This window comes from Bacillus sp. FJAT-28004 (genome assembly GCF_001280845.1).
In the GTDB taxonomy this organism is placed as follows: Bacteria; Bacillota; Bacilli; order Paenibacillales; family Paenibacillaceae; genus Pristimantibacillus.
Genome location: NZ_LGHP01000001.1, coordinates 362,811 through 375,513, shown reverse-complemented (window position 1 = coordinate 375,513; position 12,703 = coordinate 362,811). Strand labels below are relative to the sequence as shown.

At 44.6% G+C, this 12,703-nt stretch carries 9 protein-coding genes; all 9 read right to left on the bottom strand.

Features of this window, described 5'->3' with window-relative positions:
- Nucleotides 1-51: 51 nt before the first annotated feature.
- Nucleotides 52-1,599, bottom strand: coding sequence for an ABC transporter substrate-binding protein (locus AC787_RS01485; RefSeq protein ID WP_054023171.1), 1,548 nt, complete (start codon nucleotides 1,597-1,599; stop codon nucleotides 52-54).
- 85 nt (nucleotides 1,600-1,684) lie between these two features.
- A complete protein-coding gene (locus tag AC787_RS01480; RefSeq protein ID WP_054023170.1) occupies nucleotides 1,685-2,575 on the bottom strand; it encodes a carbohydrate ABC transporter permease in 891 nt (296 codons plus the stop codon).
- Between the two features lie 15 nt (nucleotides 2,576-2,590).
- On the bottom strand, nucleotides 2,591-3,526 hold the full coding sequence (locus AC787_RS01475) for an ABC transporter permease (protein WP_152970668.1): 936 nt from the start codon (nucleotides 3,524-3,526) through the stop codon (nucleotides 2,591-2,593).
- 222 nt (nucleotides 3,527-3,748) lie between these two features.
- Complete coding sequence (locus AC787_RS01470) at nucleotides 3,749-5,320, bottom strand: response regulator (RefSeq protein ID WP_054023169.1); 1,572 nt, start codon at nucleotides 5,318-5,320, stop codon at nucleotides 3,749-3,751.
- 5 nt (nucleotides 5,321-5,325) lie between these two features.
- Complete coding sequence (locus AC787_RS01465) at nucleotides 5,326-7,068, bottom strand: sensor histidine kinase (RefSeq protein ID WP_235560877.1); 1,743 nt, start codon at nucleotides 7,066-7,068, stop codon at nucleotides 5,326-5,328.
- 91 nt (nucleotides 7,069-7,159) lie between these two features.
- Nucleotides 7,160-9,460 carry a glycoside hydrolase family 3 N-terminal domain-containing protein gene (locus AC787_RS01460; protein WP_082360588.1) on the bottom strand — a complete coding sequence of 767 codons (2,301 nt, stop codon included), beginning with the start codon at nucleotides 9,458-9,460 and terminating at the stop codon, nucleotides 7,160-7,162.
- A 99-nt stretch (nucleotides 9,461-9,559) separates the two neighbouring features.
- The gene (locus AC787_RS01455; RefSeq protein ID WP_054023167.1) at nucleotides 9,560-10,663 is read right to left on the bottom strand and encodes a Gfo/Idh/MocA family protein; all 1,104 of its coding nucleotides are present in this window, start codon (nucleotides 10,661-10,663) and stop codon (nucleotides 9,560-9,562) included.
- Nucleotides 10,664-10,684: 21 nt separating this feature from the next.
- Nucleotides 10,685-11,554, bottom strand: a complete 870-nt coding sequence (locus AC787_RS01450) for a sugar phosphate isomerase/epimerase family protein (protein WP_054023166.1) — start codon at nucleotides 11,552-11,554, stop codon at nucleotides 10,685-10,687.
- Between the two features lie 200 nt (nucleotides 11,555-11,754).
- Complete coding sequence (locus AC787_RS01445) at nucleotides 11,755-12,663, bottom strand: fumarylacetoacetate hydrolase family protein (protein WP_054023165.1); 909 nt, start codon at nucleotides 12,661-12,663, stop codon at nucleotides 11,755-11,757.
- Nucleotides 12,664-12,703 lie beyond the last annotated feature (40 nt).

The window sequence follows — 12,703 nt, the reverse complement described above, 5'->3', positions numbered from 1 at the left end:
AATAAAGCCTCTGCAATGACTTTCGTCATAACAGAGGCTTATAGCTCATTACTATTTTTTAGCTGCTGCCCATGCGTCTAGCTGCTTTTGTTTCTCAGCAATGATTTTGTCAATTCCCGCTGCTTTCAGCTGTTTATTGAATTCAGGCAGCTTCGATACAGGATCAACTGTCCCGGTCTCCAAAGCAATTTTATATTGATTTTGCACATTCGTAACTGCCGCTATTTCTGTTTTCACGGCATCCGCATTAAAGGTAAAGCCCAGCGCCTTCGATTTCACAGCGTTTTTATTAAATTCAGCAAGCTGATTCCAAAGCTCTGGATCATCGCCGTTCCAAATATGAGAAAGCGACTGATTTCCAAACATCCAGCCCATTTGCAGATTGTAACCTGAATTCGTTGCATCGACGCCTTGCGGGTAATCAATCACATTGTCGGAAACCTTCACGTAATGTTTGTTCTCAATTCCGTAATCCAGCAGGTTGATGAAGTCTTTATCGGTATACATCATATTAAGCAGCATCATCGCTCTCTCTGGGTCCTTCGAGTTTCTCGCAATGCTCCACATGACGGATGTAATATTATACGTCGCTGTTGCTGCAGGGCGGAAATGTACCGATACCATTTCTTTGCCTGTTGATCTCGATTCTTGCGTCTCAATCCCCGGCTTCATATGGGATATGAACGAGAATGCCTTGCCGGATTTAACTAAGTTGTATTGCGTTTCAGTGCTTGTAGCCGCATCCTTGGCAATAAAACCAGCTTGATTCCATCTCCTTACTGTATTCAGCATCTCTGCATACTCCGGCGTCTCATACATGTTCACGACCTTAAGGTCATTGTCATAGCCTGGAAGCACGCCAAATCCTTCGCCCAAGTTATCAAAGTAGCTAAGTACAAAAATGTCGAGAATAGATGTTCCGTACTTAACTGTCGGAATCACGCCCGGTTCATTATCCTTAATGGTTTGGAATACAGCATCCAAATCATCCAGTGATTTAATCGCGGCAGTATCAATGTTGTATTTCTCAACTAAATCCTTACGCATCGTAATGCCATAATCTGCAGCCAAATCCCTGATGCTCGGTACAGCATATATTTTCCCATCGATTCTCGTCGCATTCAAGAAAGCTGGATCAAGGGAATCAAGCGCTTCCGTTACCCCTTGTCCTTTATCAGCCAAATATTCGTCAAGCTCAAGCAGCTGCCCTTTGGCCACATCCTGGCTGTACGTTCCAAGACCACTTACGATCAAATCCACCTGCTCATTACCAGACATCATCAATGTTTTTTGCTGAGCCCATGCGCCAAATCCGATTGGAACCAGCTTTACCGTCGCATTGATTTTTTCCTTTGTCATTTTGTTGATTTCATCCTGTATCAGCTTCAGATCCTTCGGCTCGCCGCCTACAGGAAATACCATGACTAGCTCAACTGGCTTAAGCGCTCCGTTATCGTTGCCGCTTTTTTCTTCTGCGGCTTTTCCATCGTTACCTGAATTAGTGCCTTTGTTGTCTCCGTTACCGCATGCACTGATCACCATTGTGAATGCAAGTACGAATAAGAGGAACGTTCTTGCTGCAAACTTATTTTTTCTCATTGCTGTGACCTCCCTATTTTTTTATTTATAATCCGATTCTATCTATAAATGCATGATCCATGCCGTTATAGCGACTATGAAAACTTTATCCTTTAACAGCACCAATCGTGAGACCCTTCACGAAATACTTTTGGAAAAATGGGTATGCTATCAACAGCGGAATGACACCAATAGCGGCCATTGCCATCCGCATCGGCGCAAGCGGAATATTCGCTCCAATATCAGCGTTCCGGCTGCCTGCCTGCGTTGAAGATTGTAAAAACTGCACGTCCAACAATATCCGATTGAGAAGGTTCTGAAGGCTATAATAGTGACTATCTGTAAGATAAATTAATCCGTTAAACCAGTCATTCCAGTACAAGATCGTGTAAAACAATCCTACTGTGGCAAGCACTGGCGTCGAGAGCGGCAATACGATCCGATAAAATATTTTCCATTCCCTTGCCCCGTCGATATAGGCAGATTCAATAATAGCTGTCGGAATCGAGCTTGCAAAAAAGGTGCGCATCAGTATGATAAAGAATCCGTTCATTAGAAGGCCCGGTATAATTAAGGCCAGCATCGTATTTTTTAAATCAAAATAGTTGGTGTAAAGCAAGTACGTCGGTACAAGACCTCCATTAAACAGCATCGTAAAAAATACATAAAATGCGAGCGTATTGCGAAACGGCATCTCCAGTCGCGAAAGCGGATAAGCTACCATCGCAGTAAGCGTAAGTCCAAGCGTCGTACCTATTATAGTCGTTAAAACCGTAATGCTGTATGCCCTTATAATGTCTGAAGAGCTATTCCACAAATAGTTGTATGCGGAGAAGCTTATTTTTTCAGGAAAAAACGCATAACCGCTGCGAACAAGCTCCATATCATCGGTAAGGGAGGCGGAGAACAGCAGCCAGAACGGCATGATGCAGAAAAAAGTGAACACTAGCATAACGATGTTAATGATCCATTGATAGAGCTTCCCTGATGCTAACATGATCCATCCCCCTTTCTAAAACAACGCGTTGTCTTTGTTGTATTTGCGTACCACCGCATTCGATAAAATGACCAAAATGAATCCGACAAGCGCTTGGTACAAACCTGCAGCGGAGGACATCCCGATGTCACCGAGGTTAATTAATGCACGATATACATAGGTATCAATCGTATTCGTAACCGGCATCAGCGCCCCCGTGTTAAGCGGAACTTGGAAGAATAAGCCGAAATCCGAGTAGAATATACGTCCAATGGCGAGCAAGGTCATAATCGTGATAACCGGCGATACGAGCGGAAGCGTAATTTTCGTAATTTGCTGCCACCGGTTTGCCCCGTCTATCGTCGCCGCCTCGTAATATTCACTATCGATGCCGATGATAGCTGCTAAATAAATGATGCACAAATTGCCTACGCCCTTCCATACGCTCACAATCGTCAGAATCCAGGGCCAATACTTGGTTTCACTGTACCAAGAGATAGAATCGAGTCCCATCATCGGAAGCAAGGTTTTATTCATGAATCCGTTTTCAACATCGAGGAAGCCAAGCACTAGATAACCGACAATAACCATCGAGATTAAAAAAGGAAGCAGGATCAGCGTCTGATAAAGCCTTGATAAGAAACGTTTGCGGATTTCATTAAGCATGATCGCAAGCGCTAAAGCAATTCCCGTATTGAGCAAAATAAAGGTAATATTATAAAGCAGTGTATTTCTTGTAATGATATAAGCATCCGTCGTTTTAAACAAATACTCAAAGTTTTTAAAACCGATCCAGTCACTGCCCATAATTCCTTTGGCGAAATTGATGTCCTTAAACGCAATAACGATTCCGAACATTGGCAAATAGTTGTTAATAAGCAGGTACAAAAGGCCGGGTAGCGCCATCAGCACGAGAGCGCGGTATTTCTTTACCTTTCTCATCTCCAATGCGAATGCTGTCTTCTTCTTCATCTTCAATGAGACCTGCTTCATATTGGAGGGTGACGTCTCAGATTTTGCTTGCACGGGTCTCAACCACCTTTGGCTTCATTTATTATCTTGCTTAACTAATAGTAGCGCAAACGAAATGCACCCACTACTAAGAATCCGACATTCGACTTTCGAGTTTCCGACATCATAATAAGGATAAGAAAAATGCCGTCAGAGAGGTTCATAACCCTCTAACGGCATCGTTTATTTCGACGGACAACCTTTGCGATAATACTGGGGTGTCATCGATACTTCTTTTTTAAACAACGTGGAAAAATACGAAAAGTTCGAGAAACCAACCGCTAACGCAACGTTGCTGATCGTGGTATCGGTTTTGGATAACAGCTCCTTTGCTAGATTGATTCTTTCTTTTAAAATATAATCGGATATCGAGAGACCCGTTTCTTTCTTAAATAGTTTGACGATATAATCCGGACTTAACCCAATATAATCAGCGATATATTGTCTTGAGAGCTCCTCGTCGATGTGAAGCGCGATATAACGCTTGATCTTCTCGACCACCGTCTCCGTCGAATCCAGCTCTTCCATATGCACAAGTGCTTTCTCAAGCACATCCCTCACCCAATCCTGAAGATCCTTCACACTTCGTGTAGCTGACAAAATACGCTCTGGCGTCAAATGATCTGAAAAGATTTCATCTGCACGCAGCCCCTGCTCATGAAGCGTATGCAGAACCATTTGCAAAAAGCTTTGATAAAATTGCTGCAGCCCTTTGGCACCCAAACACTCGATTCGTTTCCAGGAATCCAAAAACTGCTGCGACTCATCGAGCATTTTTTTCTTGTCCCCTTGCTTGATGAGCTCCGACCATACATTCATAGGCGGCAATGGAATTTGCGATTCTTTCTTTATTTCATCATTGATGAAAATAACTCTATCTACCATATTAACTTGATTCTTTTTAAAAGCGATCAAGCCCTCAACCATATCCCGCACTTCATGCACTTGTACGGATTTGCCGATATAGCAGGACAAGTGGCAATACAAATAATGATTGCACATCTCAATAAAAGCCTGACAGCGGCTTTTGATTTCTTTGCAGAAAAGCTCGCCGCCTTCTGTTTGCGTTGCTTCTTGCGCGAAAATAATTAGCATGTAATCTATATTCATTCGCACGATTTGTGCGCTAGCAGCACGCTGAATAACAACCTCCTCAAGGGCGTTGCGCAGCGCATACTCCATGATTTGCTGGTCACGCGCGCTTAATGGCTTCTCCCAATGCTGGATGCTTATAACGATTGGTAGAAATGTCATGGATCTGGTGTATGGAAGCTTCTGCTTGTCGATAACCTCCATCATTTTAAAGCTATTAGACGGAATCGCTTGTTTGAGCACATCCTGCCAAAAATGCTCGGTAACCATCGTTGCCGATTCCCGCTCCTTCCTAATTTTCTCGATTAGCTTCGTCATGACAAGCTTCAATTCATCATGCGGAACCGGCTTCAACAAATACTCGAAGCTGCCAAGCTGCAGAGCCTTCTTCGCATACTGAAAATCAGCATGACAGGTTAGAAACACACACTCGGTTTGGGGATATTGTTCACGCACCCATTCGAAGAGCTCCAGTCCGCTGCCCTGTGGCATTTCAATATCACAAATCATCATGTCAAAAGGCTGATTATTAAATTCCTCCTTCGCTTGCCGAAGGTTATGTGCGATGGTGACGCTGATGATGCCGAGCTCTCTCCAGTTCACACTCGATTTAATGCCATTTGCGATAAAGATTTCATCATCAACGATTAATAATCGGTACATGTTCACTACCTCATTTCTTTCGATAAAGGCATCATTATTTCGACTGTAGCTCCGTCTTCGTTATAAAAAGCCATGCTCGCCTTATCTCCGTATAACAATCGCAATCTGCGTCTTACATTCCAGATGCCAATATGCTCACCATCTTCATTCATTAGATTAATTTCCTGATGCAGCTTTTGCAATATCTCATCGGAGAACCCTCGACCTGTATCATGAATTTGGATTCGCAGCCTCTCTTCAGGCATCGATTCGCATCTTTCAATCGTTATTGCAATATGGGTCGGCTCATCCGTGTTGATCGCGTGCTTGATCGTATTTTCGGCAAAGCTTTGGATAATTAACGGAGGAATATAACATTCCCTCAGCTCGTCTTCAGCTGCGATGTCGTACGTAAAGCTTCCGGGAAATCGGAATTTCTGGATTTTCAAATAGTTTTCACTGTGATTTAGTTCATCCTGCAGAAGCACGTAGTCCGTCTGGCTGCGAAACATAAACCGGAAATATCGGATCAAGGAGAAGGACAGCTCCTGTATCAATTCGTATTTCTTCTCTTGAGCCAAGTAATAGACGACGTTCAAGCTGTTCAAAAAAAAGTGAGGGTTAATCTGCAGCTGCAGCTGCTTTAGCTCCGCCTTTTGGTTAATCAATTGTTCCTCATAAACGTCGATTTTCAATTGTTGGATATCGCAGACCATACTGTTGAACGTCTCGTTCATCATCTCAAATTCATTCGAGGTCGGTTTGTTTGGTATTCTTGCCTCAAAATAACCCTCTTTGATTTTACGCATGGCTACAATAATTCGATTGATCGGCAGCAGGACGACTTTACGCAGGAAATACAGCGCAATCAATAGGATTAGAATTGATCCTGTCGCAATGAGCACAATAATTCTTTGCAGGTAAGGAAGCTTCTCCAATATATTTTGGTCTGGCACAACAGCTACTAATCCGAATTCACCTTTGCCTGACTTTTCGCCCATGACGAGGTAATCGTTGTCTGCGCCGGAGAGCCGGTACGTCTTAGAGGTATAGGATAAGTCGATTTTTTGTTTTTCAAAAAAATCCTCATCCTGCAGCGGCCTATTGCTCTCATCTACAAGCAACGACCTCCCTTCGGATCCAAGGTCTAGAAAGTCCAGAGGATCCATAACACCGTCCACATTAACCCCTGCACCAATGTACAGATTGCCAGCCTTGATCGTATGGAGAAGATAATTTTGCTCCTTCAAATTCAGTACAGTCCATTTATCGTACTGATAATCCTTCATCGCTTGTTCGTCGTTCAGAAGCCCCACAATTCCCTCTTTGATGAAATCATTATTCGTATAAGCGGAGCCTGTCAGCTTAGGCGCGAACAACAAATCCTTATTCAATGGCGAATAAATAAAAAAATAGTCCAATGCTTTATAATAAGTCGCATTATCTCTTAGCTCTGTAAATAGCCATATTCGCTGCAGATTGTATAGATCAACATCTGCCTCTGGGAGACTATCGAGTACATTCAAACCGGATTCTTCCGCAGTAAATTTGAGCATGTAGCTATCTATATCCTCAAGCGTCACGTCGATTAATCCCATGTAAAGATTGAGCATATTGCTGTTGGACTGCGCCACTTGATTACGAACGACATCAATCGAATACAAATTATTATAAATAAGAAAGGAAACCATCGGGAGCATAATAAGCATAAGTCCTGTTACAAGTTTGAATCGAAGCGAATTAAAGAGAGATCGATTAAATAATTTCAAGTTGTGCTCCCCCCGTTTGCCTCTCAGATAAAAAAATAGAGCTATATACAACTAGTAGCCGGGGATTAATCCCCGGCCGCTCTTTATCAAACTATTTTTTCTTGCCGTAACGTTTAGTTCTGTGATCCATAATGACCCCGCTCCAGTTTAAACCATATGCAAAATCATAGGCGTTCCCCTCAGAGTCAACATGTACTTCCATATCATGCGCAACGTCCTCCAGCTGCTCTTCGACGGTCTTCATATTAGCAGGCATCTGCATCGGCAGCAGTCCTGAAGGCTCCGCTTCACCTGTTACTAGAGCTAGAATCGCTTGATCCTGTACGCCAAATGCAGTAATAATGGCATCGGCCTCCGCTTCAAATTCTGCAACGATTGAAGGTTTCGATAATTGAAGCGATACAATAACAGGTTTGCCGTTCATGGCTTCCTTTGTACTCAGAACCGCCTCCAAGTCTGAAGCATTGGTTGTCGATACCGTTTTACCTTTATAGGAGCGGTTTAATACATCTCTTTCATCACCGGCAATGCTGATCTCCCTAGCATGCTCTGCGGTATAAGGAGCGTATTGCAGGCTAATCGGAACATAACCGCTTCCACCAGCTTCTACATCTGCCTTACTGTATCCACTGCCGGAATCTGCCCCTGTAATGAACACCATTGCGAAATCTGCAGCCTCGGGATCATCGGTAACCTTAAAGTATTTCTGAATGACATCCATATTGACGGGATATCCGTCAAATGCAGCAGTCGGGAAACCAATCCAATTCGTACCCGCTGGTCTATGGCGTTTCGGAATATAGACCGTCTTCATTTTCTGTATCGGAAGAACATTTCCTTTGTTTTTCAACAACACGAGTGATTTGAGCTGCGCTTCGTATCCCGTTGTCATAAATTCGGCATTGCCGACAATGCGAGAGGTTTCTTCCGCTTCACAATAAGGGTTCTCGAATAAGCCGACGCGGAACATGTTCTTCAAGAGCCGTACCGCCGATAGCTCAAACCGCGCTCGCATGTAGGCTTCACCGTGCTCAGCCACGCCTATATGATAAGCTTCAATGACTGGACCTGCATCATTATTTCCACCGAATTGATCTACTCCGGCCATAAGCGCTTTATAATGACGCTCAGTGGCAGTGTAACCTTCCTCAACGCCCCATGAACGCCCGCCCGGAAACAACCGACTAATATCAGCGCCTTCATCGTCCGTTATTCCCCAGTCCGTACACACGACACCGTCGTAACCGTATTTATCACGAAGCAGGTTCCCAATAATATGTGCGTTGTAGGCGTTGCCTACATTCTCCCCATTCACCTGATCTTGATGATAAGAAATTGTATAATACGGCATAATTGCCGAAGCCTTCTCCGTGCCCCCCTTTAGCTGGAAAGCGCCGTCTAGGAAAGGGATCAGATGCTCCTCGAAGTTGTTGCCTGGATATACCGCATATTTGCCGTATCCAAAATGAGCATCCCTGCCGCCTTCGCCAGAACCGCCGCCCGGCCAATGCTTAACCATCGCATTTACGCTTCCTGATCCCCAGCCGTTCGACTCAGGCGCCTCTTCAAACGAGGTCTGAAAGCCGTCAACATAAGCTCTGGCCAAATCCGCTGACAGTCTCGAATCTTCTCCGAACGTGCCATCGAAGCGTGACCACCTTGGATCGGTCGCGATATCGATTTGAGGAGAAAGTGCGGTTGCAATGCCTAGTGCTCTGTATTCCTTAGCCGCGATCTTCCCAAACTGATGTACAAGCTCAGGATCAAACGCAGCTGCAAGCCCCAGCGTTTCCGGCCACATGGAGATCGCGCCACCCGCGCCTGCATTATATTCCTTGCTCGCATCGGAGCCATGGCGCGGATCACTGCTGTTATTCGCCGGGATGCCAAGACCTGTACTCTCGGCCAAGGCTTGTACTTTATTGTTCCAATGAGCGGCAATTTCCGGACTTTCAACAAACGTAAGGAGCACATGCCGCAGATGGTCTTTTATCAGAAATTTAATTTGTTCATCGGATAAATCATACGGCTTTGCACCGCTCTCCGAATAGGGCTTACCATTATATGAAGCGGTGAAAAATCCTTGCGAAGCTGGAACGGCTTGATGCGCGCTATATAACATCAGACCCGCGATTTGCTCGATGGACATTTTAGATGCAAGGTCCTTTGCTCGCTCTTCTGCCGGTAAGCGCCAATCCTCGTACTTGTCCAGCTTCCCGTCCTTATTAAGGTCTTTAAATGCAAATCCATCATCCATTATTATATTTACGCCTGAAGCAGCTGAATACCCGAGTGTAGGGCCACCTTCATTGGTTACATATGTAATCGTTTCCAATTTTGTTTCAGTCCATTTTTCATTCACGTGATTACGGCCTCCTTGGACGATCCTCATACTCAGACATTAACGTATTCCCTCTCTCTAGCCGAAAAACCTTCCCAATGATGGAAAGGCCTTTTTTTCGCTTCTCTCACGGCTAATTAAACGAGAAGTTTATTCGAATTCTACGACTTTACCCGTTTCAGCTGATGTATAGATTGCCTCTAATATTTGTGTAACCACATAAGCTTGCTCTGGTTTTACGAGAGGCTCTGTATCATTAATAATGCTTTCCAGCCATTGTCTCGCCTCTTTCACACCATCTTCTTCAGCTCCTGGACCAAAATAAGCAATGCCTCCACTAAAGGATGGTTTTGTCTCCACAAGTTGTCCGTGTTTGGCGCTATTAAAGATGACATCGCTTTTCCCAAACGTTGAACTAGCTTTCATTTCTGCTCCGCCTTCTGTCCCGCAAAGCGTAGTCATCGCTTCTTTAGCATCTGTTGTGTTTAATACCCACGACGCTTCCAAGAAAATTGTAGCGCCGTTCTCCATCTTAATAAATCCGAAAGCCGAGTCTTCTACATCATATCTTTGCGGATCCCATGGGCCCATCATATTGCCCTCAAACTTATCCGCCATTTTATGATAGACAGAACCGGTCACAGATTTTGGCTTATAGTTGTCCATGAACCATAATGCCAAATCCAGTGCATGAGTACCCAAATCGATTAATGGCCCGCCGCCCTGCTGCTCTTTATCCAGAAAGACACCCCATGTCGGTACTCCACGTCTGCGAACCGCATGAGCTTTAGACATATAAATATCTCCTAAATCACCCTCGCGGCATGCTTTATGCAAGATTTGAGAATCATTTCTAAACCTATTCTGATAACCTATCGTCAGTTTTTTACCCGTCCGCTTAGCTGCATCTACCATTTTTTTGGCCTCGATCGAGTTGATCGCCATCGGTTTCTCACACATGACATGTTTACCTGCTTCAAGCGCATCAACCGTTATATAAGAATGCTGCAGATTCGGGGTTAATACATGGACAACATCGATCGATTCATCTTCCAGCAACTTTTTGTAATCCACATAGACCTTAGCATTTTCACTTCCAAAATCCTGAGCCGCCTTCTTGGCTTTCTCTTCAATAACATCACAGAAGGCAACCATTTCACCCATATTGGTGAGCTTGGCTAATGAAGGCATATGCTTCTGGTTTGCGATACCGCCACAGCCAATTATTCCGATTTTAAGTTTTCCTTTGTTCATTGAATACCCTCCTCCTATACGCTATACATATTGTTGAAGCACGGCTAGATCTTTGCGAATGCTGCCAAACTTGTCTTCCGACTCGCCCTCGTTCTCGACAAGCGCATAACGGACATGCCCCATTGCGCGGATTTGCTCATATACTGCTGCAAAATCAAACACACCCGTGCCAAGATCAACGAAGTCACCAGGGCCAATATGTTTCTGATAAATCTGAAATGGTTCAAGCCCCTCATCACTGCCTAGTTGCATAGCCTCCATAATATTAAGCTGACCGGATAGGTTTTTGCTTATATCCTTCTGATGGACGATATCACAACGATCGCCCAGCTTCTCTAACACATGAATCGGATCTATACCTGCGCGTATGACCCATGCCATGTCAATTTCAAATTTCACAAAGGATGGATCCGTATTTTCCAAAATCAAGTCGAACAGCGTTTGATCACCGACCGTTTTAAACTCATGAGCGTGATTATGCAGGTAGAATTGAAAACCGCCATCCTTCAGTTTTTTGCCGACGCTGTTCATCTGCTCCGCAGCTCTCAGCGTATCCTCACGATCTTTGATCCACACAGATGGGAGCACGATCCGCTTGCACTCGATACCAGCGTAATACTTCATGAGGGAATCCCAATCATGCGAAATCAGCTCTTGACCGGGCATCGTACCTTCATGAACCGCTACCGCATGTAGACCAAGCTCGCGAAACTTATCTCTCACCGCTTCCATAGGAATTTCATCGATATATCTTGTAAAGGACTTCATATTAAATCCGATAAGCTCAATATTTACATACCCCGCAGCAGCAACCTTTTCCAGTGTTCCAAAGTAATCCTCACCAAGCTCCCTGTATACGGAAAAAATATTAATACCTGCTTCAATAGTCATTCGGCGAAATACCCCCATCTCGATTGGTTGATTATGTTCTTATTTATTATGATAGAATACTGAACACTTTCTTTCTTTCACGTATCCGTCATTCTATTATTGAATTTCCGCACTATGGCAAAAAAAAAAAGAAAGCCTCTATTACATAGGCTTTCTCGACATGCCGAAACGCCTCGGGAACTCAAAGCGCTTCTTTCTATTTAATGGACTTCCTCCACAAACCGGTTCGTAAGTGAACCAAGCTTCTCGATTTCGATAGTAACCGTATCGCCGGGCTTCAGCCATACCCGCTTGTCCTCTGGGTATCCGAGTACAACACCTTCGGGGGTTCCGGTAAGAATGATGTCGCCTGGCGACAACGTCATATGTTGTGAGACATAGCTCACGATTTCATCACAGCTGAAAACCATATCCGATGTATTGGATTGCTGGCGCACTTCGCCGTTGACAGTGCAGCCGATGGATAGATTGTTAGGATTATCAATTTCATCCGCAGTGACCAAGTAAGGGCCGAGCGGGCTGAACTTGTCCAGCGACTTGCCTAGCAGCCACTGCTGCGTGCGCATTTGCAGGTCCCTGGCGGATAAGTCATTGACGCAGCAATATCCGAATACATGCTCAAGCGCCTGCTCCTTCTCCACGTACTTTGTTTTCTTACCTATGACGATCACCAATTCAGCCTCGTAATCGACTTGGCACGTCACCTTTGCCGGGAGAGGAATATCCTCTCCATGAGCGGCTATCGTGTTATCGAATTTGTTGAACAAAATGGGATACGCTGGAATAGGAGCGTTCGTCTCGAACGCATGCTTGCGGTAGTTTAGTCCGATGCAAATGATTTTGCGCGGCGCGGTTACGCATGGACCGAATGTAATCTCTTCTTCGTGATATAGGGCAGCAGCAAACGTTTCTGGCGCGGCTGAAGCCTTCTCCACGAACCGAGTTAACGACAACAGCGCATCCGATCCGCCCTCGATGACCTCCATAACCTCTGTCGGTACATTTTGCTCATCATTGATTTTCACTGCCTCAACGATGTCGAGTACGCCCGCAGCCAATTTCACGCCTAAATGAGCGCCTTCTTCTTTTTGAATCATAAGCAATTTCATATCTATCTTCCTCTCGTATGTGGATGATTCACTCTATTGC

Bases quoted from the DNA above. Each gene is read 5' to 3' on its own strand.
- AC787_RS01485 (WP_054023171.1), bottom strand. From the start codon at position 1,599: ATGAGAAAAAATAAGTTTGCAGCAAGAACGTTCCTCTTATTCGTACTT.
- AC787_RS01480 (WP_054023170.1), bottom strand. From the start codon at position 2,575: ATGTTAGCATCAGGGAAGCTCTATCAATGGATCATTAACATCGTTATG.
- AC787_RS01475 (WP_152970668.1), bottom strand. From the start codon at position 3,526: ATGAAGAAGAAGACAGCATTCGCATTGGAGATGAGAAAGGTAAAGAAA.
- AC787_RS01470 (WP_054023169.1), bottom strand. From the start codon at position 5,320: ATGTACCGATTATTAATCGTTGATGATGAAATCTTTATCGCAAATGGC.
- AC787_RS01460 (WP_082360588.1), bottom strand. From the start codon at position 9,460: ATGAGGATCGTCCAAGGAGGCCGTAATCACGTGAATGAAAAATGGACT.
- AC787_RS01455 (WP_054023167.1), bottom strand. From the start codon at position 10,663: ATGAACAAAGGAAAACTTAAAATCGGAATAATTGGCTGTGGCGGTATC.
- AC787_RS01450 (WP_054023166.1), bottom strand. From the start codon at position 11,554: ATGACTATTGAAGCAGGTATTAATATTTTTTCCGTATACAGGGAGCTT.
- AC787_RS01445 (WP_054023165.1), bottom strand. From the start codon at position 12,663: ATGAAATTGCTTATGATTCAAAAAGAAGAAGGCGCTCATTTAGGCGTG.